General features: G+C 66.4%; 23 protein-coding genes. 7 read left to right on the forward strand and 16 right to left on the reverse strand.

The genetic code is table 11. The features are described 5' to 3' along the window. Positions 1–7 precede the first annotated feature (7 nt). From ABY42_RS00270 to ABY42_RS00295, 6 genes are all read right to left on the reverse strand, one after another. Positions 8–445 (reverse strand): DUF7555 family protein, encoded by a 438-nt coding sequence (locus ABY42_RS00270; RefSeq protein ID WP_004973986.1) that lies wholly within the window; start codon positions 443–445, stop codon positions 8–10. Positions 446–447: 2 nt separating this feature from the next. After that, positions 448–1782: an ABC transporter ATP-binding protein gene (locus tag ABY42_RS00275; protein WP_004973985.1), complete on the reverse strand. Its 1335-nt coding sequence runs from the start codon at positions 1780–1782 to the stop codon at positions 448–450. Next, positions 1779–2858, reverse strand: coding sequence for an ABC transporter ATP-binding protein (locus tag ABY42_RS00280; RefSeq protein ID WP_004973984.1), 1080 nt, complete (start codon positions 2856–2858; stop codon positions 1779–1781). The genes ABY42_RS00275 and ABY42_RS00280 overlap by 4 nt, the downstream gene beginning before the upstream one ends. Next, a complete protein-coding gene (locus tag ABY42_RS00285; protein ID WP_049905027.1) occupies positions 2855–4294 on the reverse strand; it encodes an ABC transporter permease in 1440 nt (479 codons plus the stop codon). Before ABY42_RS00285 ends, ABY42_RS00280 begins: the two co-directional genes overlap by 4 nt. A 6-nt stretch (positions 4295–4300) precedes the next feature. Then, positions 4301–5350: an ABC transporter permease gene (locus ABY42_RS00290; RefSeq protein ID WP_050458425.1), complete on the reverse strand. Its 1050-nt coding sequence runs from the start codon at positions 5348–5350 to the stop codon at positions 4301–4303. Between the two features lie 212 nt (positions 5351–5562). Continuing rightward, on the reverse strand, positions 5563–7401 hold the full coding sequence (locus ABY42_RS00295; protein ID WP_004973982.1) for an ABC transporter substrate-binding protein: 1839 nt from the start codon (positions 7399–7401) through the stop codon (positions 5563–5565). Positions 7402–7637: 236 nt separating this feature from the next. Here ABY42_RS00295 and ABY42_RS19645 point away from each other — a divergent pair, with 236 nt between their 5' ends. The 3 genes from ABY42_RS19645 to ABY42_RS00305 all read left to right on the forward strand — a co-directional run bounded on the left by ABY42_RS19645 (position 7638) and on the right by ABY42_RS00305 (position 13408). Then, positions 7638–7805, forward strand: a complete 168-nt coding sequence (locus ABY42_RS19645) for a DUF7556 family protein (protein ID WP_004973981.1) — start codon at positions 7638–7640, stop codon at positions 7803–7805. 84 nt (positions 7806–7889) lie between these two features. Further along, a complete protein-coding gene (locus tag ABY42_RS00300) occupies positions 7890–8309 on the forward strand; it encodes a PPC domain-containing DNA-binding protein (RefSeq protein WP_004973980.1) in 420 nt (139 codons plus the stop codon). 2 nt (positions 8310–8311) lie between these two features. After that, entirely contained in the window at positions 8312–13408 is a 5097-nt protein-coding gene (locus ABY42_RS00305) for a DNA polymerase II large subunit (protein ID WP_050458426.1), read from the forward strand. 322 nt (positions 13409–13730) lie between these two features. Here ABY42_RS00305 and ABY42_RS00310 read toward each other — a convergent pair whose 3' ends face one another. Then, entirely contained in the window at positions 13731–14996 is a 1266-nt protein-coding gene (locus ABY42_RS00310) for an outer membrane protein assembly factor BamB family protein (protein ID WP_050458427.1), read from the reverse strand. 169 nt (positions 14997–15165) lie between these two features. On the opposite strand from ABY42_RS00310, the gene ABY42_RS00315 reads away from it, so the two are divergent. Both ABY42_RS00315 and ABY42_RS00320 read left to right on the forward strand, forming a co-directional pair. Next, the gene (locus ABY42_RS00315) at positions 15166–15453 is read left to right on the forward strand and encodes a DUF7130 family rubredoxin-like protein (RefSeq protein ID WP_004973977.1); all 288 of its coding nucleotides are present in this window, start codon (positions 15166–15168) and stop codon (positions 15451–15453) included. Between the two features lie 72 nt (positions 15454–15525). Continuing rightward, positions 15526–16422 (forward strand): ketopantoate reductase family protein, encoded by an 897-nt coding sequence (locus ABY42_RS00320; protein WP_050458428.1) that lies wholly within the window; start codon positions 15526–15528, stop codon positions 16420–16422. 21 nt (positions 16423–16443) lie between these two features. On the opposite strand, the gene ABY42_RS00325 is transcribed toward ABY42_RS00320, so the two are convergent. The 4 genes from ABY42_RS00325 to ABY42_RS00340 all read right to left on the reverse strand — a co-directional run bounded on the left by ABY42_RS00325 (position 16444) and on the right by ABY42_RS00340 (position 19181). Then, a complete protein-coding gene (locus ABY42_RS00325; RefSeq protein ID WP_050458429.1) occupies positions 16444–17985 on the reverse strand; it encodes a sulfatase in 1542 nt (513 codons plus the stop codon). A 78-nt stretch (positions 17986–18063) separates the two neighbouring features. Next, the gene (locus ABY42_RS00330; RefSeq protein WP_050458430.1) at positions 18064–18441 is read right to left on the reverse strand and encodes an iron-sulfur cluster biogenesis protein NfuA; all 378 of its coding nucleotides are present in this window, start codon (positions 18439–18441) and stop codon (positions 18064–18066) included. A 44-nt stretch (positions 18442–18485) separates the two neighbouring features. Then, on the reverse strand, positions 18486–18803 hold the full coding sequence (locus ABY42_RS00335) for a DUF5783 family protein (RefSeq protein ID WP_050458431.1): 318 nt from the start codon (positions 18801–18803) through the stop codon (positions 18486–18488). 156 nt (positions 18804–18959) lie between these two features. Next, positions 18960–19181, reverse strand: coding sequence for a DUF7557 family protein (locus ABY42_RS00340; RefSeq protein WP_004973972.1), 222 nt, complete (start codon positions 19179–19181; stop codon positions 18960–18962). 414 nt (positions 19182–19595) lie between these two features. Between ABY42_RS00340 and ABY42_RS00345 the strand changes: the two genes are divergently transcribed. Both ABY42_RS00345 and ppk2 read left to right on the forward strand, forming a co-directional pair. Next, complete coding sequence (locus tag ABY42_RS00345) at positions 19596–20354, forward strand: potassium channel family protein (protein WP_197092910.1); 759 nt, start codon at positions 19596–19598, stop codon at positions 20352–20354. A gap of 58 nt (positions 20355–20412) precedes the next feature. After that, the gene (gene ppk2, locus ABY42_RS00350; RefSeq protein ID WP_050458432.1) at positions 20413–21243 is read left to right on the forward strand and encodes a polyphosphate kinase 2; all 831 of its coding nucleotides are present in this window, start codon (positions 20413–20415) and stop codon (positions 21241–21243) included. 31 nt (positions 21244–21274) lie between these two features. On the opposite strand, the gene ABY42_RS00355 is transcribed toward ppk2, so the two are convergent. The 5 genes from ABY42_RS00355 to hemC form a co-directional block, all read right to left on the reverse strand. Then, positions 21275–22723 (reverse strand): single-stranded-DNA-specific exonuclease RecJ, encoded by a 1449-nt coding sequence (locus ABY42_RS00355; RefSeq protein WP_050458433.1) that lies wholly within the window; start codon positions 22721–22723, stop codon positions 21275–21277. A gap of 162 nt (positions 22724–22885) precedes the next feature. Then, entirely contained in the window at positions 22886–24067 is a 1182-nt protein-coding gene (locus ABY42_RS00360) for an MFS transporter (RefSeq protein ID WP_050458434.1), read from the reverse strand. Between the two features lie 24 nt (positions 24068–24091). Then, a complete protein-coding gene (locus ABY42_RS00365; protein WP_004973967.1) occupies positions 24092–24835 on the reverse strand; it encodes a uroporphyrinogen-III synthase in 744 nt (247 codons plus the stop codon). Then, entirely contained in the window at positions 24832–25722 is an 891-nt protein-coding gene (gene cobA / locus ABY42_RS00370; protein WP_050458435.1) for a uroporphyrinogen-III C-methyltransferase, read from the reverse strand. Before cobA ends, ABY42_RS00365 begins: the two co-directional genes overlap by 4 nt. A 1-nt stretch (position 25723) precedes the next feature. Further along, the gene (gene hemC / locus ABY42_RS00375) at positions 25724–26797 is read right to left on the reverse strand and encodes a hydroxymethylbilane synthase (RefSeq protein ID WP_004973965.1); all 1074 of its coding nucleotides are present in this window, start codon (positions 26795–26797) and stop codon (positions 25724–25726) included. Positions 26798–26844 lie beyond the last annotated feature (47 nt).

A 26844-nucleotide genomic window follows, 5' to 3' on the forward strand; every position in this document is an offset into this window, starting at 1 on the left:
GAGGCGGTCAGTAGTTGATGCCGAAGACGACCTCCATCGCGTACGAGGCCGCGAGGATACAGACCGACGCGAGGAGGAGTTTCACCCCGCTCGACGGCCGCTCGTCGCTGTTCGCGGGTCGCAGTCGCGGCGGCAGTACCGCGTCGAGCGCGTTCCCGACGAGTTTCTCGACGCCGACGGGCTCGTCGCTCCCCGAGAACAGGCCGCCGTCGGTGCCGCCGTTTTCGTCGCCGCCCTTCCAGGCCGCCTTCGGGCGGACCTTCAGCGACGCGTAGCCGAACATGGCGAACCCGAGAAAGAACATGAGCCACTTCGCGCCGGGCAGTCCGTTGCCGGCGAGCGTGCTCACGAGGGCGGTCACGACGAACACCACGCCGGTGAGGGAGACGGCGTAGACCACGGCGTCGATGGTCTTGACGCCGAAGCGGCGTGGGTCGAACTCCATGGCTATTGAACGAGCGTCTCGAAGACGGCCGCCGGCTCTTCGTACTCGGGTTCGTGACGGTGACAGAGGCTCAAGCGCCCCCGGTTGCCGACCGTGAGTTGGTCGGGTCGCTCGTGGTCACAGACGCTCCCGAACTCCTCGTGGAGGTAGGTCTGTGCGGCGTCCTCGTCGTCGTTTTCGGCGTAATCGGCGGCCTCGCGGATGTGGGTCATCACGCCCGAGGGCACGTCCAGTTCGCCGAACAGTTCGGGGATGATTTCGTCCATCCCGGCGCGGTGGCTCTCGCGGCCGAGCAGTTTCCGGACGCGGTCGCTCAACGAGGGGTCGGCGCGCGAGCGCTCCCGCAGCACCTCGCGGAAGACCTCGATGCGCTCCCAGAGCTCTGGGTCCATGTCTCTGTACGCCTCCGGGCGAATCTTCACCGGACAGCGCGTCGAGAACGGACAGCCCGCCGGCGGGTCCCGCGGGCTCGGCGGCGTCCCGCGGAGGGTGATTCGGTCGCGCTCGATAGTCGGGTCCGGTTCCGGAATCGACGACAACAGCGCGTGCGTGTACGGGTTCGCCGGTTGGTCGAACATCTCGTCCGCCGGTCCGATTTCCATCATGTTGCCGAGGTACATCACGGCGACGCGGTCGCAGATGTGGCGGACGACCGCGAGGTCGTGGGCGATAAACAGGTACGTCAGCCCGAACTCGTTTTGCAGGTCTTCGAGCAGGTTCAGAATCTTCGCCTGCACGGACACGTCGAGCGCCGACACCGGCTCGTCGAGGATGATGAACTCCGGTTCGAGCGCGAGCGCGCGGGCGATGCCGATGCGCTGGCGCTGGCCGCCGGAGAACTGGTGCGGGTAGCGGTAGTAGTGCTGTTCCTGCAGGCCGACGGTTTCGAGCAGTTCGCGGACGCGCTCGCGGCGCTCCGACGGCGTCTTCCAGTCGTGGACGTCGAGCGGCTCGCGGACGATTTCGCCCACGGTCATCCGCTCGTTGAGACTCGAATCGGGGTCCTGGAACACCATCTGTACGTCCTTGCGGAACTGCTTGAGGTCCGAGCCGGACAGCGTGGTGATATCCGTGCCGTTGAGTTTGACCTCGCCCGCGGTGGCCTCTTCGAGGCGCATCAGCGTGCGACCGAGCGTGGACTTCCCGCAGCCGGACTCACCGACGAGTCCGAGCGTCTCGCCGCGCTGGATGTCGAACGAGACGCCGTCGACCGCTTTCACGGGGTTGCTGCCGAGGAAGCCGCCGTCCTCGTAGTAGGTCTTGAGGTCGTTGACCTCGAGGATGGTGTCTCCGCGCGCCTCGGTGCTCCGCTCTTCTTCGGTGGATGTCGTACTCATCGCGTGTCACCTCCGCGCTGTCCGCCCTCGCGGTGGACGGCGACCGCCTCCTCGGACGGGAGGTCCTCGGGGTACAGCAGACACGACGCTCGGTGGTCGTCCGCGCTGTCGCCCACGTCGACGGGGACCGGATGTACCGTGTCGCACTCGGCGAACGCCTTCGGACACCGGGGGGCGAACCGACAGTACGTCGGGTCCTCGTTGGGTGTCGGCACGTCGCCCTCGATGGTCGCGAGGCGCTCGTCCTCGTCGAGCCCCTGTCCGGGGATGGAGTTGAGAAGCCCCTGCGTGTAGGGGTGTTTCGGCGACTCGAACAGTTCGACGACGGGTGCGCTCTCGACGATTTCGCCCGCGTACATCACGTTGACGCGGTCGGCGATTTCGGCGATGACGCCCATGTCGTGGGTGATGAACATGATGCCGAGGTCGCGTTCCTCCTGAAGCTCTTCGAGGAGTTCCAGAATCTGCGCCTGGATGGTCACGTCGAGCGCCGTCGTCGGCTCGTCGCAGATGAGCAGTTCGGGGTCGCACGCGAGCGCCATCGCGATGACGGCGCGCTGGCGCATCCCGCCGGAGAACTGGTGGGGGTACTCGCGGACGCGGCGGTGCGCGTCCGGAATCCCGACCGCTTCGAGCAGTTCGATGGCCTCTTTCGTCGCCTTCGACCCGCTCAGTCCGCGGTGGAGGCGAAGCGCCTCCTTGATCTGGTTGCCGACGGTGTAGACGGGGTTCAGACTCGTCAGCGGGTCCTGGAACACCATCGCGATGCTGCCGCCGCGGATAGAGCGCATCTGCTTCGGCGACTTGTCGAGGAGGTCCTCGCCGTCGTACATGATGCGGCCGTTCTCGATGCGGCCGGGCTTTTCGACCAACCGCATGATAGAGCGGGCCGTGACCGACTTGCCCGAACCGGACTCGCCGACGATACCTACGGTCTCGCCGCGGAAGATGTCGAACGAGATGCCGTCGACCGCGCGGATGACCTCCTTGTCGGTGTAGAACGACGTTCGGAGGTTCTCGATGGAGAGCAGGGGCTCGCCCTCGGTGCGGGCCGAACTCGCCTGTTCGGTGCTCATGCGCCACCTCCCGTGGCCGCGGCCTCGTCACCGGTGTCCGCCTGCGGGTCGATGGCGTCGCGGATGCCGTCGCCGAAGGCGTTCAGGCCGGTCACGACGAGCGTGATGAGGAGGCCGGGAACCAGCGAGATGTGCCACGAGGGACTCGCGACGTACTGCTGTCCGTTCGCGATGAGCCGGCCCCACTCGGGGGTCGGCGCGGTGATGCCGAGCCCGAGGTACGAGAGCCCGGCGACGCTGATGATGATACCACCGAGACTGAGCGAGGCGTAGATGAGCATGTAGCTGAACACGTAGGGGGCCATGTGCTTGCGCATGACCTGCGTCGGCGTCTGGCCGAACGATTTCGCGGCGTCGATCCAGTCCTGCTCGGAGACCTGGAGCGCTGGCCCACGTATCGACCGCCAGATGAACGGCCAGTAGACGATACTGAAGATGAGGATGATGAGCACCGCGCCGTCGTACAACTCCCTCACCCAGGTGTTCTGGAAGATGACGAGCATCAAGATGAGGACCATGATGACCGGCAACGCCTGTATCGAGTCGGAGACTAACACCGTTGCCAAGTCTGCCAGTCCCTTGTAGTACGCCGTTATCATGGCCAAGGCGAGTCCGATGAGGCCGGCGATGCCCATGGCGACGACGGCGATGGTCAGGGATATCCTGGCCCCGAACACCACCTGTGTGAACAAGTCCTTCCCGTTTGTCGCCGTGCCGAACGGGTGGAATCTGCCGAAGTCGTCGTACGTCAGCGGCGCGACGTTCTCGTCACCCGCTCCCTGCGACCCGGAGCCGAGATTGGCCTCGCCGACGAGGACGGTCTCGACGCTCTGGGTGTCTTCGCTCCAGTAGCTGACCTCGTAGTCGTACGGCTGGAGGATGTTCTGTTCCATCGTGGTCGGCCCGAGCGTGGGCGCGAATACCGCCATGACCACAAACGTGATGACGATAATGAGCCCGAACTTGCCCCAGGAGTGGCCCCGGAAGCGGTTGACCACGTCGTCCCGCGGCGTCCAGTCGACGCGGCGGTAGTGGCGGCGGAACCGCTTGTAGCCGTTCCACGCCCACGCCAGCACCGCGAAGGCGTACGCGTAGACGACCGCGACGCGGATGGCCCACGCGACCGCGGGCGAGAGCCCGAGGAACGTGTTCTCGTAGCCGGTCCCGTTCCAGTAGCCCTGGTTCGGAATCACGTCGCGGGAGATGAGCGTCGGAATCGCGTCGAACGCCGCCTGCAGCGACTGGACGGCGGACGCGCCGGGGTCACCGGGGATGAGGTTGACGACCACGCCGGCGATGGCACCGACGACTTGGAGGATAGCGCCCAGCTCGACGCCGATGAGGACGGCACCGACGGCGGCCCAAATCAGCGCGGGCTGGGGGTTCTCAGCGACTCGTTGTCGGAGCGGAATTTCGGTTTCGGTTGTCGTGCTCACTGTGATTCACCCGTCGTACCCGACGCGCGGGTCGATAATCGTGTACAGGAAGTCCTGTAGGATGTTCGTGCCGACCAGGATGAGGATGAAGATGAACATCAGCGTCCCGATGAGCGGCAGGTCCCCGTTGATGGCTGCGTTGAAGAACAGCCAGCCGAGACCGTTGATGGCGAAGACCGTCTCGACGAACACGGACCCGCCGAGAAGCAGGAACGCCTCGCCCGTGATGATGGGCACGAGCGGGATGAGCGCGTTCCGGAAGATGTGCTTCCAGACGAGCGAGCGCCCGGAGACGCCCTTCGCGCGGGCGGTCTCGACGTAGTTCGAGTTGATGGTCTCGAGGACGGCGGTGCGGCCGATGCGCATCTCGTTACCCATCGACGCCGACCCGAGGACCAGCGCGGCCGGGGCGATTTGCTTCGTCGCCCGGATGAACGACTCGGTCCACCCGCCGGGGTCTTCGAGGAACTGTTCGACCGGCGATTGGAAGAAGCCGAGCGCCGGCGGCGTCACGACGTTCGTCCTGACGATCCACGTCTGCCACGTGAACAGGCCATTGGTCCACGTCCCGAGCTGCGAGAGGGCCGTGACGAGCATGATGGCCAGCCAGAAGTTCGGCATCGCGCGCCAGACGATTCCGCCGAAGGAGGCGACGTAGTCGGAGGGCGTGTTCGGGTTCAGTCCGGCGTAGAAGCCGAGCGGAATCCCGACGAACAGCGCGATGACGACCGACCAGAAGCCGAGCCAAATCGTCCGGGGCGCGTAGATTTCGATGAGTTCGTACGCGGTCGTCCCGGGTGCGATGACCCACGACTGGCCGAGTTGGAAGGTGAACAGTCGATACATGAAGTCGAGGTACTGACTCCAGAGCGGCTGGTTCAACCCGAGGTTCGTCCGAATCTGTTCTGCCGCCTGTGGGTTGTATTGCGTCCCCAGAATCGCCGAAACGGGGTCGAGTGGCCCCAGGCGGATGAGGGCAAACGTAATCGTCGTCCCGAAGATGACGACAGGAATCGACATCAGTACCCTGCGGAGGAAGTACTGCCATCGACTCATGGCATCACCTCGCAGACCGTTCGAGCGGACATTATTGTACTGGTTTAATGAGTGGTATGGATATGTCTTGCGCTTCGAAGCCCTAATGTCGTAGTTTCAGCAACTCTACTGCAGGATTATAGTATATAGTGGTAACTAACTGTACGCTTGTCAAAAATAACCGGGAGTTTCAACTGAGACGGGACGCGAAGATGCGCCCGCGCTACCCAGTCTTACCGGTTGAGCGTGACGTTGTTGAGCTTCTGGCGGCTCGGACCCATCCCACCGAACGGTTCGATGTTGACGGTGTCGTACCAGAACGTCTCGTCCTTGCGGTTGTAGATGGGCAGCATCGCGACGTCTTCCCAGTTGGCCGTCTCGATGTCGACGTAGGCCTCGTCGCGGATCTGCTGGGCCTCGTCGGTCGGGGCCGGGTTGTTGACGACCTGCTGGTAGGCGTCGGTCGCCTGCTGGTAGGCGTCGCCGTTTTCGGCCGTCCAGTTGACGTACGAGATGGGGCCCTGCTTGGACGTGTCAGTCTGCGGCGGGTTCAGGAGCTGCAGGAAGTTGTCCGGGGCCGGCCAGTCGGCGATCCAGCCGAGGGTGTACGCTTCGAGCTGACCGTTGCGGCCGCGCTCGAGGAGCGTCGAGAAGTCGGCCTTCTGAATCTGCATGTTGATGTGGGCGGACGCGAGCTGGTCGCGGAGGATGCTCGCCATCTCCTCCCACGTGTTGGAGTTGTACTGGGTCCACTGGACCTCGAACTGGTTGTCCTCACCGTAGCCCGCCTCCTCCATGACTTCGCGGGCGGCCTGGATGTCCGTCTCGTCCGCGTTGTAGGGGTACTCCGAGTCGATGAGGTCGTTTGCGGCCTGCGCGCCACCGGGGAAGATAGTCGGCGGCGTGAAGAGCTGTGCGGGGGAACCGCGGCCCTTGAAGACCTCCGAGACCATCTGGCCCTGGTTCAGGACGTAGGCGAACGCCTGACGGACCGGCTTCGGGACCTTCTCCATGTTGAAGCCGACGTAGAAGATCGACAGCGTCGGGACGCCGACGTAGTTGAGCGTCTTCCCGTTGCGGACGGGACCGTACTTACCGATTTCACGACCGTACTCGTCGGTCGACTCCACCTGAACGAGTCCGGGGTCGTACTGCGCGGTGGGCAGTCCGAAGTAGTCCGCGTTCTCGTTCATCGCGTAGTTGTAGCGGGCCGTGTCGTCCTCGATGACCTGCCAGCGGACGTTGTCGACCTGCGCGACCTGTCCGTAGTAGTCGTCGTACTTGGAGACGGCCGCGGCGGTACCCTGCTCCCAGAAGGCGAACTCGAACGGACCCGCACCGATGGGGTTGTTCGAGGCGAACTCGGTGTACTCCATCTCGCCGTCGTAGCCCTCGATGTCGCCGAGGACGCCCTCGGGGAGGGCGGCGAACGAGGTGTAGGCGAACATCTCGAGGGTGTCGTGGAACGGCTCGGAGAGGTTGACGACGAGTTCGGTCTCCGTCTCGCCGACTTCGACGCCGAGCGAACCGGGCACGTAGTTGCCCTCGTCGTCCGTCTCGTGTTCCACGCCGATGGAATCGAGGATGAAGTAGGCGCGGCGGCTGTTCGAGGAGGCCGCGAGGCGCTCCCACGCGTAGATGAAGTCGGACGCGGTGACCGTCTCACCGTTGTGGTAGGTCGCGTCGGCGAGCTGGAACGTGTAGGTCGTGAAGTCGTCCGAGACCGTGTAGTCCGCGGCGAGCTCGTTTTCGACCGTCGGCAGGGCGTTCGGGTACGACATCAAGCAGTCGAAGACCTGCTGGATGAGGATGCCCGACGACGTGTCGGTCGCGGCGACGGGGTCCATCGTCGTGATGGTGCCCGAGAGGATGCGGTTGAACACCGAGCCGGACAGCTCCGTGCCCGTGTCCTCTTCGGTCGTCGTCGCGGTGGTGGTCTCGTCGCCACCGGATTCGGTCGTCGTCGTCTCGTCACCGTCACCGCCGGTACAACCGGCGAGAGCGGCGGCCGTAGCGGCCCCACCCGTTGCCTTCAGGAAGCGGCGACGCGAGAGTTTGTTAGTGTCTGGCATTCGAACCAATCTTTCCGGGCCGCGTGGATAAACTTACCGTATTCGATTTGTTTGATATAGTGTAGCGTGGAAGGGATGTAGTACCATACATAACCGGCGAAAACTGCCACGAGAATCCCTACAGAACTCGTTTTACATTTTAAACCCTTTTTCGAGACGACAGAATCGGGTAACGGGGGCTCCCCTCGGCCCGCCATTTCGGTCCACTTATATAGGGGTGTCACTATGTATCATACATGACGCCGGATGCGACGGCTTCCGTCGACGACTCGGGCGCCGAGGTCATGGCCTCGGTGGATCGCTCTCAGACGGGCCAGCGTCTTATTATCGCGGACATCTCCCGCGATGACGCGTGGCTCGCTGCTGACGTAGCCGACGCGCTCGCACTCGACGAGTGGCGATAATCGCTCCGGCCCCGTAAGCCCGCCGCCGGACGCCCGGCGGCCAGACCATTCACATTTTAGTCCGACTCGCTCGTGGTACGCTGCATGAACGCTCGAGCGGTGACGGTGAGCGAGGAGTACCTCGCCCGCCTCGAACACGGTGCGGACTGGCGCGAGGAGATCGAGGAGTTCTGCGCGCGCAAGGACATCGAGTCCGCGTGGTTCAACGCCATGGGTGCCGTTCAGGACGCCGAACTCTGGTTCTACGACCAGACGGACCAGGAGTACCAGTCCGTGACGTTCGACGAGCCGCTCGAAGTCGCCGCCTGCGTGGGTAACGTCGCGCTCCTCGACGGCGAGCCCTTCGCACACACGCACGCGATTCTCTCCCGACGCAGCGGGCAGTCGCTCGCCGGCCACCTCGACTCGGCGACCGTCTTCGCCGGCGAAGTGAACCTCCGCGCCTTCGAGGAACCGCTCGAACGCGACCACGACGCGGTGACCGACCTCGACCTCTGGTTGTAACCGTGCGCGAGGAGGACTCCCGGTACTTCCGTCGCATCGAATCCCGCCTCGACGAGGCGTTCGACCTCGCGGAGGCCGCGAAGGCGACGGGGTACGACCCGAAGACCGAAGTCGAGATTCCGGTCGCCAAGGACATGGCCGACCGCGTGGAGAACATCCTCGGTATCGACGGCGTCGCAGAGCGCGTCCGCGAACTCGAAGGCGAGATGTCCCGCGAGGAAGCCGCGCTCGAACTCGTGACCGACTTCGTCGACGGCAACGTCGGCGACTACGACTCCCGTGAAGGCAAAGTCGAGGGCGCGGTCCGCACCGCCGTCGCCCTCCTCACCGAGGGGGTCGTCGCCGCCCCCATCGAGGGCATCGACCGCGTCGAAATCCTCGAAAACGACGACGGCACGGAGTTCGTCAACGTCTACTACGCCGGCCCGATTCGCTCGGCGGGCGGCACCGCGCAGGCCCTCTCCGTGCTCGTCGCCGACTACGCCCGGTCGCTTCTCGACATCGACGAGTACAAGGCTCGAACCGACGAGGTCGAGCGCTACGTCGAGGAGATAAACCTCTACGACAAGGAGACCGGTCTCCAGTACTCGCCGAAGGACAAGGAGTCGCGCTTCATCGCTCAGAACATGCCCATCATGCTCGACGGCGAGGCCACCGGCGACGAGGAGGTCTCGGGCTATCGCGACCTCGAACGCGTCGACACCAACTCCGCCCGCGGCGGGATGTGTCTCGTCGCGGCCGAGGGCATCGCGCTCAAGGCCCCGAAGATTCAGCGCTACACCCGCCAACTCGACGAGGTCGACTGGCCGTGGCTTCAGGACCTCATCGACGGTACCATCGGAAAGGACGACGAAGACGCCGCAAAGGCAGACGACGCCGGAGAGGACAGCGACGAGACCGACGACGCGGACGCCGGCGCGGACGCTGACGCCGAGGACGCCGAGAGCGGCGCCCCCGACGGACCGACCCGCGTCGAACCCGCGACCAAGTTCCTCCGCGACCTCATCGCGGGCCGCCCGGTGTTCGGCCACCCCTCCGCGCCCGGCGGCTTCCGCCTCCGGTACGGTCGCGCCCGCAACCACGGCTTCGCGACCGCGGGCGTCCACCCCGCGACGATGCACATCGTGGACGACTTCATCGCCACCGGCACCCAAATCAAGACCGAGCGCCCCGGCAAGGCCGGCGGCGTCGTCCCCGTCGACTCCATCGAGGGGCCGACGGTCAGGCTCGCCAACGGCGACGTGCGCCGCATCGACGACCCCGAGGAGGCGGAGGAACTCCAGAACGGCGTCGAGAAGATTCTCGACCTCGGCGAGTACCTCGTCAACTTCGGCGAGTTCGTCGAGAACAACCACCCGCTCGCGCCCGCCTCGTACGTCTTCGAGTGGTGGATTCAGGACTTCGAGACGACCGAGGCCAACGTGCAGGCGCTCCGCGACGACCCTGCGGTCGACCTCGAAGAACCGTCGGTCGAACAGGCCCTCTCGTGGGCGACCGAGTTCGACGCCCCGCTGCACCCGACGTACACCTACCTCTGGCACGATATCTCCGTCGAGCGGTTCGACGCGCTCGCCGACGCCGTCGCGGCCGGCGATGTCGTCGCCGCCGAAGCCGACGGCGGCACGGCCGGCGCGCTCGAACACGAGAACGAACCCGAGCGCGGGCTTGAGGGCACGCTCGTCCTCGACAACACGCCCGAGATTCGGGAGGCGCTCGAACACCTGCTCGTCGCCCACCGCCAGACCGACGAGACGCTTCGGGTCCCCGTGTGGCGACCGCTCGCCCGGAGCCTCGGCCTCACCGACGACCGCGAGCGGACGTGGGAACTCGATGACCTCTCCGAGCGCGCCCGCGAGTGGGACGGCGGCGACAACGCCGTCGAGGCCGTCAACGAGGTCGCGCCGTTCACCCTCCGAGAGCGCGCGCCCACCCGCATCGGCAACCGGATGGGGCGCCCGGAGAAGTCCGAGCGCCGCGACCTCTCGCCGGCCGTCCACACGCTGTTTCCCATCGGCGAGGCCGGTGGGAGCCAACGCGACGTGGGCGACGCCGCCAGACACCGCGGTGAGTCCGGCGGGCGCGGGCAGATTTCGGTCCGACTCGGCCGGCGCAAGTGCCCCGACTGCGGCGCGTTCGGCTTCAAGTCGAAGTGTCCCGACTGCGGCGGCCACACCGAACCCCACTACGAGTGCGACGACTGCGGGTCCGTCATCGAACCCGACGAGTCGGGACGCGTCTACTGCGAGCGCTGCGAGTGGGACGTCGAGAGCGCCGAGTGGCAGGACATCGACCTCAACACCGAGTACCGAAACGCCCTCGAACGCGTCGGCGAGCGCGAGTCGTCGTTCCAGATTCTCAAGGGCGTGAAGGGGCTCACCTCGGCGAACAAGACGCCCGAACCCATCGAGAAGGGTGTCCTGCGCGCGAAACACGACGTGTCGTCGTTCAAAGACGGGACCGTCCGCTACGACATGACCGACCTGCCCGTCACCGCGGTCCGTCCCGAGGAACTCGACGTGACGGCCGACCACTTCCGCGAACTCGGCTACGAGACCGACATCGACGGCGAACCCCTCCGGTTCGACGACCAACTGGTCGAACTCAAAGTTCAGGACATCGTCCTCTCGAACGGCGCGGCGCAGCACATGATGCAGACCGCCGACTTCGTCGACGACCTCCTCGAACAGTTCTACGGCCTCGACCGGTTCTACGAAATCGAAGAGCGCGACGACCTCATCGGCGAACTCGTCTTCGGGATGGCTCCCCACACCTCCGCCGCGGTCGTCGGCAGAGTTGTCGGATTCACGACAGCAGCGGTCGGATATGCTCATCCGTACTTTCACGCCGCGAAACGCCGGAATTGCTTCCACCCGGAGACGAATGTCTGGTACCGAGACGAGACCGACCGGTGGCGATACGACGAGATTCGAACGCTTGTCGAGGAACGGCTCGATGACCCGGATACCGACGACTTCGGGGCCCTCGTTCAGGAACTGGACGGGGACGTGTACGTCCCGTCGTTGGCCAGAGACGGACGAGAGACGATGAAACCGGTCGAAGCCGTCTCTAAGCACGTCGCACAGGACCACCTCGTACGAATCGAGACCCGCGGTGGGAGAGAACTAACGGTCACTCCAGACCACACGGTGATTCGAGCCGGCGACGGCGGATTCACGCGGATTCCCGCGCACGAACTCGACGAAGGCGACGCGCTTCCGTCGCCCAAGTGCGTCGACATCGACGCGGACCCGGCTCAGTTCGACTTGCTCGCGGAGTTCCTGAACGGCGGGACGATACCGGCCGAAGACCTGATGATTCGGGGACTCGGTGCGGACCGAATCCGGTCGCTCTTCGACGAGCATACCGAAGCGAGCGGCTATCTGAAACCGGTCGCCGAGCGACTCGGACGGAGCGATTCGACGGTTTACAACTGGGTCTCTCGCGATAGCGTTCCGGCCTCGGTATTCGTGGAGGTTCTCGGAGACGTCGAAACGGTCGTCGACGTGCTTCCGCGTGAGCTATCCCTTGGTGTTCGCCGCGATACCGCGACCGTTTCGAGAGTGCTCGATATCGACGAAGCGTTCGGAACTGTACTGGGATACTACGCCGCGGAAGGATTCACGAGAGCGTCGCCTGGGAACTTCTACCAGACAACGGTCTGTATTCCGGACGAAATCGCCCGAGAACGCATCCTCGATACCGTTAGCGAAGCACTCGGCGTCGACGCGTTCGAGGAGAACGAGTGGAAGGTCACGATTTCGAGTAGACTCGTTCAGTCGCTGTTTGCGGACGTCATCGGATGCGGGTCGCGTGCCGAGGACAAACGCGTCCCGGACTCGATACTCACCGGCCCCAAGCCGGTTCTTCGGTCCTTCCTGTCGGCGTACTTCTCCGGAGACGGAAGCGCGTCTTCGGACCGTGTGGAGATCCGCGCGCACACCGCGAGCGAGGAACTCAAACGCGACCTCGTTGCCGCCCTCAAACGATTCGGCATCGCCGCGAAGACCTACTCTGAGCGCCGAACACCACAGACCGGTGCGGTGGCGGAGTTCTACGATGGAGACGAGGTCCCGACGTTCGACTCGTGGGTCCTCAAAGTCACGTCGGAGAACGCGGTTCGATTCGCCGAGGAAGTTGGCTTCCACCTCCCCCGAAAGAGCGAGGCGCTGGCGAGCGCTCTCGACGACACGGACATCCGAAGCCAGCGTCTCTTCTCGGACGGCGGGGATACGTGGCTTGACGAAGTCGTCTCGGTCGAATATCTCGAAAGCGATATCGACCACACCTACTCGTTGACCGTCGAAGATACCAACTCGCTGGTCGCCAACGACCTCCACGTCGCGCAGTGCGACGGTGACGAGGACTGCGTCATGCTTCTCATGGACGGTCTTCTCAACTTCTCGAAAGAATATCTCCCTGACAAGCGCGGCGGGCAGATGGACGCGCCGCTCGTCATGTCCTCGCGCATCGACCCCTCGGAAATCGACGACGAGGCGCACAACATGGACATCGTGCGGCAGTACCCCCGCGAGTTCTACGAGGCAACCCTGCGGATGGAAGACCCCGACGACTGGGAGGACGACGTCACCATCGCCGAGGAGTTCCTCGGAACCGACCGCGAGTACACCGGGTTCGACCACACCCACGACACGACGAACATCGCCGCCGGCCCCGACCTCTCGGCGTACAAGACGCTCGGGTCGATGATGGACAAGATGGACGCCCAACTGTTCCTCGCGCGGAAGCTCCGGGCGGTCGACGAGACGGACGTGGCAGAGCGCGTCATCGAGTACCACTTCCTGCCGGACCTCATCGGGAACCTCCGCGCCTTCTCGCGACAGGAGACGCGGTGTCTCGACTGCGGCGAGAAGTACCGGCGGATGCCGCTTTCGGGCGACTGCCGGGAGTGCGGCGGCCGGGTGAACCTCACGGTCCACCAGGGCTCCGTGAACAAGTACATGGACACCGCGATTCAGGTGGCCGAGGAGTTCGACTGCCGCGACTACACGAAACAGCGACTCGAAGTGCTCGAAAAGAGCCTCGAATCAGTCTTCGAGAACGACAAGAACAAGCAGTCGGGTATCGCGGACTTCATGTAGTCTAGAGTCGTTTTTCCTCCAGGTTTTGCGAGTCGAACGGAGTGAGACTCGGAAAAAGTGGAGAACGAGCAGTCGGGTATCGCGGACTTTCCTCCAGGTTTTGCGAGTCGAACGGAGTGAGACTCGGAAAAAGTGGAGAACGAGCAGTCGGGTATCGCGGACTTCATGTAGTCTAGAGTCGTTTTTCCTCCAGGTTTTGCGAGTCGAACGGAGTGAGACTCGGAAAAAGTGGAGAACGAGCAGTCGGGTATCGCGGACTTCATGTAGTCTAGAGTCGTTTTTCCTCCAGGTTTTGCGAGTCGAGCGGCGCAGTCACCCGGCCTTAGTCCCGCGCCGGTCCCAATCCGTGGAAGCCGTCGGCGGCGACGACGTACACCGCCCCGTCGAGCGGAACCGCCGTGCCGACGCCCTGCGATATCACGTCAGCCACCTGCACTTCTGGTGTGTGATGTATCCATAGCCGACGTTCTTCTACAGAATCGTACGCAAATAGCTGTCCGTGTTCATCGGAGACCAGTATTGTTTCTCGTGCGCGCGCGTGAGGACCGCCGTGGAAGCGCGCCGCCACTTCCTTCCCGTCGTCGAGCGACAGCGTCGCGGTCTCTCCGTCGACGGCGACGTGGAGCACGTCGTCGGCGACGACCGGCGTGCCACTCCCCGGTGACCGCCACAGCTCGGTGCCGTCGGTCGGGGCGAGCGCGAGGAGTTCGTCGTCGCGGGTGGTCAGGTACGCCGCCTCTGTCGTCGCGACCGGCGTCGTCCACTCGCTCGCCCGGGATTCGACGCGGAAGCGCCGCTCGCCGGTCGCGAGGTCGACGGCGTGGACGGCGTCGTCGGTGACGACGAACACCGCGCCATCGGCGACGGCCGGCGCGCCCTTCGCGTCGCTTCCGAGGTCGTAGTGCCAGCGCTCGGTCCCGTCGCCGAGTTCGAACGCCCGTAGGTGGGTTGGAACGCCGTCGAACCCGCCGCCAGAGACGACGGCGACGCCGTCTCCCACCGCGGGCGGGCCGTGGATGCCGTCCATCTCCGGCCCGCGCCACAGTACCTCGTCGCGGTCGGCGGCGAGGCAGAAGGCCTCGATGAACGTCGTGACGACGACCCGGTCGCCTGCGACGACGGGCGGCGAGTTTATCCCGTAGCGGACTAGGGTGGTCGCGCTCCGCTCGGCCATCGTCGAGGGGTCGCGTCGAACGAGCGCGCTCTTGTCGCGCCCGCGGCCGTGAAGGTTGTAGAGACGCTCGCCGTCGAGGACGGGCGAGCCGCCGGCGTTCAGCCGCCAGTACTCCTCGGCGACGGGGGGAACCGAGACGTCGGGATTGTAGCCGGTGTTACCCGCGTCGAACTGGTACTGCGGCCACGTCCCCGATGGCGAGAGCGCGGGGTCACCCGGCGGCGTGGCCGTCACGCGTTCGTCCGGCCCGGAGGTCGGACCGTAGGTCGTGGTTGGCTCAGCCGTGGTGGTCGTCGTCTCCGTGGCCGTCGTCGTACTCGGCGACCCGCCGTCGCGGCCGAGACAGCCGGCGGCGCCGAGAGATGCACCCCCGAGCAGTTGGAGGAACCGACGACGGCTCCGAAATCGGGACATGTTACGAGCGTGACACCGATTCGATAAGTGTCTTGTCGCGTTCTCGAATTCTATATCGCGATATTCAGTTTATTATTTATACTTGGTTCGCAGCCCTCCGAGCCTCCCGCGGTTCTTGAGGTCGAATCGGCCGTTCCTTTTTATTCGCTCGCGCGACGAATAGTCGGGTATGGCTGACGAGACACAGCCGACGGTGGGAATGACGGTGTATGCGGAGGACGGAACCGAACTCGGGAGCATCCGCGGCTTCGACGACGACGGCTTCTTCGTGACGACCCGCGACGGACTCGCCGGGATGTCCGTCGAACACGAGCGCGCCGGCCACGAGTTCGGCGAGGCCGAGTTGATGTGGCGGTGCAGCGACTGCGGCGAGATGGGTGATATCGACGGACTGCCCGACGCCTGTCCGAACTGCGGCGCCGAGCGCGAGAAACTCTACTACTGGACCGAGGACTGAGAGGTCGCCCTCGATTCGACCGCCGCGCCCGCGAAACTCGCCATTTTTGTCGTCCGCTGAGTACGGGTAGCCATGCGAATTCTCGTCTTCGGCGCGGGCAGTCTGGGCACGCTCGTCGGCGGCCTCCTCGCGCCGGTCCACGACGTGACGCTCGTCGCCCGCGACCCGCACGCAGCGCGGGTGTCGACGGCCGGTCTCGACATCGTCGGTGCCGAGTCGACGCACGTCTCACCGGCCGCGACGACGACCGAGACGGGCCACAGCGCGGACCTCGTGCTCGTCACCGTCAAATCGTTCGACACCGCGGCGGCGGCCGACGCGCTCGCCGACTGCGACGTGGGTGCGGTGCTATCGCTCCAAAACGGGCTCACCGAGGAGATGCTCGCCTCTCGTCTCGACGCGCCCGTCCTCGCGGGAACGGCGACCTACGGTGCTCGGCTCGTCGAACCGGGTCGCGTCGAGTGTACCGGGGTCGGCCGGGTCGTCCTGGGCGCGCTCGACGGCGGTCCCGACCCGCTCGCCGAGCGCGTCGGCAAGGCGTTCCGGGACGCGGGGCTCAACACGCTCGTCGCCGCAGACATGCCGAGGCGGCGCTGGGAGAAACTCGCGGTCAACGCCGGCATCAACGCGGTCACCGCGCTCTCGCGGGTCGAAAACGGCGCGCTCGCGGGGGACGACGCCCACGACCTCGCACACCGGGCCGCCCGCGAGACGGCCCGAGTAGCCCGATTGGAGCGCGTGTCGCTCCCGAATCGCGTCGCCCGCGAGGCGGTCGACCGGGTGGTCGAAAAGACCGCCGCGAACCGCTCGTCGATGCTGCAGGACGTCGAGACCGGAAAGCGGACCGAGGTCGACGCCATCAACGGTGCGGTCGTCGATATCGCCGCCGAGCACGGCTTCGAGGTGCCGACGAACCGAACGCTCGCGGCGTTGCTCCGGGCGTGGGAGCGCGGAGAGGGGATACGCTAAGAGTAGACTCGGGGTCGGTCGCTATTCGAGGTAGCCGAGGTCGCGCAGGCGGTCCTGCGTCTCGTCGTCCATCTGGTCCACTGAATCGTCCGACACGTCGGTGTCGAGCGCGTCGGTCCACGCGCCGCCGATGGCGTCTTCGAACGCCGCGAGGGCGGCCTCCGTCTCGGCGACCGCCTCGTCGTCCGAATCGACGACGTTCTCGGTCTCTTCGGGGTCGACGTCGATTCGGTAGGCCTCGTCGGGGACGCGGTCGATTCGGACGTACTTGGCGTCGGCCCGCCGCGCCGCCCGCATCCGCGAGTAGAACCGCGAGTCCTCGGGGAGTTCGATGCCGGCGCTCGCGGCCTTCTCCTCTAACTGCTTGAGTTCGACCACGGGACGGGAGTACTCGACGAACGCGTACTCGCCGTCTCGGCGCTGGCCGGGGTCGTCGTTCGCCGCCCGCGCGAACTCCCGGTAGTCGGCCGACAGGAGCGAGCGCGTGCGGTCGAGACCGACCGCGTCGTCGCCGGGGCTCGCGGGTTCGCCGCCCTCGACGCCGAGCGAGTCGAGGACCGTGTGATAGAGGTCGACCAGTTCGACCTGGTCGTCGCGTCGCCCCGCGCCGAGGTCGGGGTGTTTGACCATGAGCGGGACGTTGATGAGCGGGTCGTACAGGCAGAACTCGTGGCCGTAGAGGCCGTGTTCGCCGTGGAGTTCGCCGTGGTCGGCGCAGACGACGACCATGGTGTCGTCCCAGCGGCCGGTCTCTTTCAGGTGGTCGAACAGCCGGGTGAGTTGGTCGTCGATGTGGGCGATTTCGGCGTCGTAGAGCCCGCGGATGTCCTCCCACTCGTCGTCGTCGATCTCGTAGGCTCCGGCGTTGTACTCCTTGGAGTTCTGGCAGACGTCGGTCGAATCGACGCCGGGCGCGAAGCGCTCTTTGTACTCCTCGGGCGGGTGGTACGGCAGGTGCGCGTCCATGAGGTTGACGAACGCGAAGAACTCCTCGGAGTCGTCGATGAAGTCGATGGTCTGGTCGATGACGGCGGGCGTCTTCGAGTCCGCGCCCTCGCCGCCGGCGAGGTACTCGTGGGCGGTGTTGCCGAGGCTGACGAGCTTATCGGCGAGCGTCCGGAGCGCGTCGCTGTCGTTCATCGTCTTCCACGCCTTCGCCAGCGGGCCCGACAGGAACTCGCCGGGCATGACCTCGAAGAAGTTGTCCTGGTCGGCGAAGCCGTCGGTCAGATGCGTGTACGGCGTTATCCACGCGTTCGAGGAGTAACAGGCGGTGTCGTAGCCGGCCGCCGAGAGCGTCTCGGCGAGGGTCGTCGCGCCTTCGAGGTAGGGGTTCTCCTGGTCGGCCCCGTGTTGGCTCGGGTACATCCCGGTGAAAAGCGAGGCGTGGACCGGGAGCGTCCACGGCGCGGGCGCGACGGCCTGCTCGAAGACGGTCGCCTCGTCGGCGAATCGGTCGAGCCCCGGCGTCGTCGGGCGGTCGTAGCCGTACGGCGTGAGGTGGTCCTTCCGGACCGTGTCCATGACGACGAAGAGGACGTTCTCGGGCGACTCGGCAGTCATACCCGAGGGTGGGGAGTAGTCGCCGATAAAACTCCTGTTCTCGGCCGACGACGGGACGAAAACGTCCGAAACGCCGACTTAGAACGGGGCCTGCGGGCCCTGGTCGTCTTCGATGTCGGTCGTGTCGTCGCTGGTGTCGCCGGGGAACGACGGGCTACCGCCGCGGCTGTCGCCGCCCATACCGCCGTCGTCGCCCATGCCGGTGTCGGCGTGGACTTCGTTGATCTCGGGAACCTCCTTGACCATGCGGGTCTTGATGGCCTGGATGGTCATCGGGGAGATACCGCACCCGGAGCAAGCGCCACCGAGGAGAACGGTGACCTCGCCGGTCTCGCGGTCGAGGTCGCGGATGGCCGCGCTGCCGCCGTGCATCTGGATCTGCGGGAAGTTCCGACGGAGGAAGTTCACGACACGCTCTTTGAGGTCGTCCTCGCCGTCCTGCGTCTCCGTGCTCATGCACGCGGCTTCGAGGTGAACGTGCTTAGGCCTTTGGTTCGGGGTTACGCCTCGACGCCGAAGACTCGCCGAAGCTCGCCTTCGATCTCGTCGACGTAGCGGTCGAGGACGGCGTCGAGCTCGCCGTCGTCGATTTCGACCGCCGTCAATCGCTCGGCGGGGTTCTCGGGGAGCCGCACGGAGAAGTCGCCGTCCTCGTAGAACGGCTCGGACTCGTTGAGAATCTGCTGGTCGACCCCGTGGATGAGCGACGAGTCGAACTCGTCGTTCATCGTCTCGAAGGCGTTCTTGTACGCGCGCTGGAGTTCGGGGAAGTAGTTGGCGTACTTGTCCTCGAACTTCTCGGGGTCGAAGTCGGTCATACCCGGAGCTTTCGCGCTCCCGGCAAAAAATCGGACGGTTGTTGGCTGGTGTTTCAGATTCTGTATAGCAGAGTGTAATTTATTACGGATAGTCTCCCGAACAGCGATTCCGCTCTCAGTGCGTCTCAAATGCGAAAAATCGAGCGACGCGAGGCGTCACTCGATGAGCGGGCTGTCCACGCGCGCGGCGGAGAGTTCGCTCGCCGCGAAGATGGACACGAGCTCGGTTATCAGTTCGTCGTACGACTCGTCGTCCTCGCGCAGCGCGTCGAGTCGCTCGACGGTTCGACGGTCCAGTTCGACCGTCTCTGTCTGTACCTCCGGTTCGTAGCCGACCGGGTAGTCGTATTCGGCCTCGTTCGAGTTGGCAGTCGCCATCGTTCACCCCACTCCGGCATGCGTGCCGGTGCCATGTCATACACAACCATCCGATATGAGGATTTCGCGGATTTTCGCGGATTTCGCGCCCAAAACCGAACGCGAATCTGGTTTGGCGTCGGTTCGTCACTCCTCCGATTCCGAAATATAAATCATATTCTGCTATATTGAATAGTGTTCGAGAGCGAATCAGGGAGTCATAGCCAGTGTATTGAGTTGTTTAAGGACAAACGATTTTACACTCGAACGGTTGTCGAACACTGACTACATGACCGAATATACACTCAAACGCGAGTCAAGAATCTCTAATCGTGGTCAATCTAGCAATTCCCAATCGTTGTGCCGCCCGATTCGCCGCGGTTGCGGGCCGCACGAGCCAGATCGGTCGCGCTCCCACGAGGTGTCCGCGCCCCCGTGACGTACGACCGCCGCATTCTCATCGACGCGCTGGCGCACAGGCCGTTGCTCCGGCGGATGGTCCGGCCGCTCGTCGCAGTCGCGGCGTTCGTCGTCGCCGGCGTCGGCGGGTTCAGCGCCCTCGCCGGCGCGTCCCTCGTCGACGCGGCGTTCTGGCTTTTCGACCCGACCAGCATCGAACTCCACTACCAGACGCACGAGGGGCCGGCGACGCTCGTCAAGGCGTACGCCATCGTGATTCTCACCGGCCTCATCGGTACCGGGCTGTGGGCCGGCGAGACGTTCGTCTCCGCGGCCTTCGGCGGGCAGATACGCGAGGAACTCGACCAGATGAAACTCCAACGAGAGATAGCGGAACTCGAATCGCACGTGGTCGTCTGCGGCTACGGAACCTTCGGGAAGACGGTGGCGGCGCGGCTCCGCGAGATGGGCCGCGACGTGGTCGTCGTCGAGAGCAAGGAGGCGCAGTACCAGCGCGCGCTCGACGCGGACCTGCTCGCGGTCGAAGGCGACGCCCGTCGCGAGGACAGGCTCATCGACGCGGGCGTCGAACGCGCCGCGACGGTCGTCGGCGCGATAGACGACTCCAAGGAGAACATCCAAATCGCTATCGCGGCGAGCCGGTTGTCTCCCGACGCCAAACTCGTCGTCCGCGCGGGCGACCAGATGGACGAGGCGCTCGCGCGCCGCGCCGGTGCCGACGAAGTCGTCGTCCCGGAAATCGTGAGCGGCGAGCAGGTCTGTTCGGACCTCTGAGCCGCCGCGCCGACTCGCCCCCCGCCTGCTATTTGTTCACAGCGCACGCAGCTATCGTATGTCGACCGACGAGCCCCGCTACGACGACGAGGGCGTCCTGAAGAAGAAAGACTACAAACGCGAGTTGAATCGGCTGCAGGAGGAACTGGTGAAACTCCAGTACTGGATAAAGGAACACGACCTCAGGGTTTGTGTCGTCTTCGAGGGGCGAGACGCTGCGGGGAAAGGCGGCGTCATCAAGCGCATCACCCGTCGGCTCAATCCGCGTGTCGCGCGGGTCGTCGCGCTCGGCAAACCCACGGAGCGCGAACGGGGGCAGTGGTACTTCCAGCGGTACGTCGAACAGCTCCCGACCGAGGGCGAGATGGTGCTTTTCGACCGGAGTTGGTACAACCGCGCGGGGGTCGAGCGGGTGATGGGCTTCTGTACCGACGAGGAGTACGAGGAGTTCCTGCGGACCTGCCCCGAGTTCGAGCGGATGCTCGTCCGCTCGGGCATCGTCCTCGTCAAGTACTGGTTCTCCATCAGCGACGAGGAGCAGGAACGGCGCTTCCAGCGGCGAAACGAGGACCCGAAGCGCCGCTGGAAGCTCAGTCCGATGGACCTCGAGGCGCGCTCGCGGTGGGCCGACTACTCGGAGGCCAAAGACCGGATGTTCGAACACACCGATACCGACGACGCTCCGTGGCACGTCGTCAACGCGGACGTGAAGCGCCACGCGCGGCTCAACTGCATCTCGCATCTGCTGGAGCAAATCGACTACGAGGACCTGACGCCCGACCCCATCGAACTCCCGTCCCGACAGGACGACACCGGACACGAGCGCCCGCCAATCGACAGTCAAAACTGGGTTCCGGCGAGGTTCGGGTCGAACCCGGTCGACGACTGAGCGCCGCCCTCGTCGCCGGCGGAGTGGCGGTTCAGTCGTCGCCGCCGTCGCCGTCGTCGGCGTCTCCCAACTGCTCGCCGACGATGCGGTCGGCCTCGGCGATGAACGCCTCGACTTCGCCCTTCGGAATCGTCGCGCCCGCGGCGACGTCGTGGCCGCCGCCGTCGCCGCCGACCGACCGCGACGCCTCGCGCATGACCGCCGAGAGGTCCAAGCCGTCTCGGACCATCACGTACGACCCGCGCGAGGAGACCTTCACCTCGCCCTCCTCCGTGTCGGCGAACGCGAGGACGGGAATCCCGCTTCGGGTCGCGTTGGTGCCGACGGCCATTCCGGCGACGATGCCGACGATGGTCTCGCGTATCTCGTCGCCCGCGTCGAACCACTGGAGGTTGTCCTCGACGCGGACGCCGTGTTCTTTCACCCACTGGAGGCCGTTCGAGAGGTTCTTGCGGTGGTTCCGAAGGAGCCTGCGCGCCCGGTCGAGCGCCGCGTCGCGTTCGCCGAGACAGACCGCGAGGCCCACGTCGGCGCGGTCGTAGCGCGCGGTCGCGTTCAGGAGCGTCGAGAACTCGCTCACGTCGCGGAGTTCGGTTCCCTCCTGCTCCCGAGAGAGCACGTAGGTCGTCCCCACGAGGTCGTCGATGCGGGAGGCGGGCACGCCGCTGGCGATGGCGCGGCGAATCAGGGCGCTGGCGAGCGTCTGGCGCTCGTCGCCGGTGAGGTCGACCCACCGCTTCCACTCCCCGTCGTCGTCGCGGCAGGGAACGTCGAGTTCGGTCAGGAACTCGATGGCTCCGGCCTCGTTGTTCGAGATGCCGGGGATGCGAACGTCGGTCGCGTACTGGAGCAGTTTCGGGAGCGCGCGGGTCTGGCGGCCGTAGATGCGGAGGTCGGTGCCCTCCTCGACGACGCCGGCCTCGACGCCCTCGTCGACGATGCCCGCGTTGGCCCCGCGGAGTTCGCCGTTCGTGTCCTGCATGTCGCCGACCGCGCCGACGACGGCGAGGGCGGCGAGGTCGCGGTTGTCTCGACCCTCGGGTTCGAGCGCCCGCGCGAGGACGTAGCTCGCGCCCGCGCCGGAGAGTTCGCTCGCGCCGTTGAGGCCGAACCGAAGCGGGTTGAGGTGGTGTTCGGTCTCGACGCCCTCGGCGGGCTGGTGGTGGTCGGCGATGACGGGGTGGAAGTCGCCCGCCGCCTCGTACTCCGCGACGATATCGAGTTGGCCGCTGCCGAAGTCCGTGAACAGCACGGTGTCGTAGTCGGTCGCCGCGATGTCGGCGACGGCGGCCTCGTCGAGTTGGCGGCAGAACACCGTCTCGAAGGGGATTTCGGCGCGTTCGAGCGCGGTCGAGGCGATGCCGGCGCTCGTCAACCCGTCGGCGTCGATGTGCGAGGCGAGGAGCACCCGGTCGGCGTCGCGGAGGCGGTCCGCGCAGGCCGCCGCGTGCTCGGCGAGTTCGGGGACGGGTCCGTCCATTGGTGTGGTACTCACGCCCTCTCCGGCATAAACGCTGGCAGTTCGGGCGCGGAACCCCTTCGTTTCCACTCCAGTTCGACGGCGAACATGTGTCGTGGTTGCCGCGGTTCGGTATAAGAAGGCTCGCCCGCGGAGCGCGGGACCGGTCGACCGCGACGCCGGTCAGATTCGCCGTCTGACGACGAACAGGAGGACGGTCGCGAGCACCGTCGAACCGGCGACGAGCGCCCAGCCGGCCCCGTAGCCCGTCGACTCCACGACGAAGCCGAAAAGCGGCGGGGCGACGAGGCCGCCGACGTTGAGTGCGGTCTGGCCGCCGGCGGTCGCCGCGCCGATGTCGCCGTCGTCGACGACGCCGCTCAGACAGGAGTAGAAGACGCCGGTCGAGCCGTGGATGGTGAGGCCGAGCGCGACGAAGACGGCGATGGTGAGCGCGAACGAGCCGCCGGTTCCGACGAGGAGCGAAAAGAGCGCGACCGCGCCGGCCAGTTGGACGAGCGCGACGGTGGCCGCGCCGCGGGCCCCACCGAGCCGGTCCGCGAGGCTCCCCGCGCCGATGCGGCCGACGCTTCCGGTCACCTGCGTCGCCGCGAGGACGCCGCCGGCGAGGGCGGGGCCGGTCCCGACCACGTCCTGCACGTACAGGACGGTGTAGCCGAGCATCGAGAAGATGGACGCGCCGATGAACAGTCCGGCGGCGACGAGCGCGACGTAGGCGCGGTTGTCGCCGAGGCCGGCGAGCCGGGGTCGTTCGAGCCGGCCGGTTCCCGGGTTCCCGCGGTAGCGCGTCGCGAAGACGAGCGCGTAGCCGGCGGCGAAGACGCCGATTGCCCAGAACCCCACCTGCCACGCCGCGACGACGGCGACGCCGGTGACGACGAGCGACGACGCCCCGCTACCGAGGGTGACGCCGACCTGTTTCAGCCCCATGGCGAGGTTCTTGCTCCCGGCGGGCGCGGCCGCGACGATGCCGCGGTTCGACGCCGGCATCGCGGTCGAGTAGGCCGCCCCGAGGAGCGCCACCGTCACCAACAACAGGAGGTACGACGGCGGCGCGAACGTGACGCCGACGAGCGCGACCGCGAGCGCCAACAGCCCGACGACCATGACGGGCTTTTCGCCGTAGCCGTCGACGGCCGCGCCGCTGGGGAAGAGAAACACCGTGTAGCCGAGCAGGCCGGCGGTCAGAAAGAGACCGACCAGCGACTCGGAGACCGAAAACGCGTCGCGGACGAATCCGGTCGCCGCGAAGATGGCGTAGTAACAGAGGCTCGCGGCGGTCTGCCAGCCGGCGACCGAGCCGACGGCGCGCCACGAGCCGTCTCTCGTCTCGGCTTCCGTCACGCCGCTCCCTCGCTTCCCGTCACGTCACTCGTGGTACGTCGGCGCGGCCGTCTCGACCGCGGCCACCGCGAGCGCCTCGAACGTCGCCTCGTCGGGGACGACGGTCACGTCGATGCCGTGGGACGCCGCGGTGTCGCGGGTCGGCGGCCCGATTGCGCCGACCACGGCGTCGTTCAGGCCGGCGATGGCCTCCTCTCGGATACCCCGCTCCGCGGCGGCGTCGAGGAAGTGTTCGACCGTGAGCGACGAGGTGAAGAGGGCGGCTTCGAGGTCGCCGGCGGCGGCCAGTTCGGCCGATTTTCCGGCTCCCTCGGGGCGGACGAGTCGGTAGAGCACCGTCTCGTGGACGTCCGCGCCCGCGTCGCGCAGGCCGTCGGTGAGGACGGGACTGCCGTGGTCGCTCCGGGCGACTTCGACCGTCGCGCCGTCCACGTCGGGCGCGAGGTGTTCGACCAGTCCGGCCGAGGTGTACTCGTCGGGGACGCGGTCGACCGTCCAACCCGCGTCGCGGGCGGCGTCGGCGGTCGCGGGGCCGATGCAGCACAGCACCGCGTCGCCGGGCTCCCAGCCGTCGGCGGCGAGGAGTTCGACGCCGGTCTTGCTCGTCAGGACGACGAACTCGCCGGCCTCGGGCGTCGCGCCCGTCGGCTCGATTGCGAGCATCGGGTCGGGGACCGGGGTCGCGCCGAGCGAGTCGAGGAGTTCGACGGCGCGCTCGATGCGGTCGTCGTCGGGGCGGAAGACGGCCGCGCGGACCTGCTGGCTCATTCGTCTCCTCCCGAACCTCCCGCGGTCGCGTCAGTCTCGGCGATGGCGTCCGCGCCGCCGCCCTGCAGGAACTGCTTCACGCGGTCGCGGGTCGCGGCGACCTCGCCGATGACGGTAATCGCGGGCGGTTCGATGTCGGCCTCGTCGCGCACGTCGACGATGGTGTCGAGCGTGCCGGTGGCGACGCGCATGTCGGGCCACGTGGCCCGCTCGATGAGGGCGACGGGCGTGTCGCCGTCCATCCCCGCCTCGCGCAGTTCGGCGGTGTACAGCGGGAGTTTGCCGACGCCCATGAGCACGACGAGCGTCCCGCCGGTCGCGGCGAGCGCGTCCCAGTCGACCGCGGACTCGTCTTTCGTCGGGTCCTCGTGGCCGGTGACGAACGACACCGACGAGACGTGGTCGCGGTGCGTGACGGGGATGCCCGCCGCGCCCGCCCCGGCGACCGCCGAGGTGATGCCCGGCACGACTTCGAAGGGAACCCCGTTGTCGGCGAGGTGTTCCATCTCCTCGCCGCCGCGGCCGAAGACGAACGGGTCGCCGCCCTTCAGGCGCACCACGTCCTTTCCCTCGCGGGCGAGTTCGACGAGTCGGTTGTTCGTGTACTCCTGCGGCGTCCACTCGCCGCCGGCGCGCTTGCCAACGTCCTCGCGTTTCTCGGCCGGAATCATCCCGAGAATCTCCGGGCCGGGGAGTTTGTCGTGGAGCACCACGTCCGCTTCGTCGATGAGGCGGGCGGCCTTCATCGTCAGCAGTTCCGGGTCGCCCGGGCCGCTGCCGACGAGGTGGACCGTGCCGACGCCGTCGCCGTCGGTCGCGTCGCCGTTCGACTGCGCTCCGGCCGACCGTTCCTCCGCCGTCCCGGGTTCCGCGTCGTCGGCCGTCATCTCACTCCTCGGCCTCCTCGCGGGCGGCGTCGACTAACTGGCCGGCACCGCGGTCGCGCAGGGCCGCCGCGAACTCGCGGGCGGCGTTGGCGTGGTTGCCGACGGGGAGGTCCCGGGAGGTCTTGATGGACTCCGAGCCGTCGGTCGCGAGCACCTGCACGTCGACGTGGACGTGCTCGCCCTGCAGGAGGGCGTGGACCCCGACCGGGGCGATACAGCCGCCGCCGAGTTCGGCGAGGATGGTCCGCTCGACGGTCGTCTCGACGCGGGTCCGCGGGTGGTCGAGCTTGTCGTGGATGAGGTCGATGACCTCCGAGTCCGCGGCGGTCACGGCGATGGCTCCCTGTCCGGGCGCGGGGACGAACGTCGTCCGCGGCAGGCGCTCGTAGTTCACCTTCTCCGAGAGCCCGCTGCGCTTGAGTCCCGCTTCCGCGAGGACGATGGCGTCGTACTCGGTTTCGACCTTCCGACCGAGCGCCTGCCGTTCGAGCTCGGTGAGCCCCTCGAACCACTCGTCTGCGGTCTCGTCGAACGCCTCCTCGTGGTCGGTCTTGCCCTTCTTGGCCTGTCGCTCTTCGTCGTTTTCGACGCGGGCCTCGTGTTCGCGCTGGAGGTGCGTCGCCAGCAGTTTCTCGATGCGGGTGTCGACGTTGCCCCGGAGCGGTTCGACTTCGAGGTCGTCGCGGTAGTTCAGCAGTTGGGCCTGCCGGCGGAGCGACGACGTGCCGACGACGGCTCCCTCCGGGAGGTCGTCGATGTCGTGGCCCTCGGCCGTGACGAGCACGTCGCCGGCGGGCGCGCGCTCGGGAACGCCCGCGACGACGAGGTCGGCGGGCTTCTCGGTCGGCATGTCCTTCATCGAGTGGACCGCGGCGTCGACCTCGCCGTCGAGGACGCGCTCGTCGAGCGCCCGGACGAACGCGCCGGTCTTGCCCAGTCGGTGGATGAGTTCGTCCTGAATCCGGTCGCCCGTGGTCTCGACTTCGACGAGTTCGACGTCGAGTCGGCGGCCCGCGAGCGCCCCCTGCACGCCCGCGGCCTGCGCGCGAGCGAGCGCCGACCCTCGCGTCGCCAAGCGAAGTGTTGTAGTCATACGCGTCAGTCCGGTCCCCGCGTTGAAAA

Source organism: Haloferax gibbonsii (assembly GCF_001190965.1).
Lineage (GTDB): Archaea > Halobacteriota > Halobacteria > Halobacteriales > Haloferacaceae > Haloferax > Haloferax gibbonsii.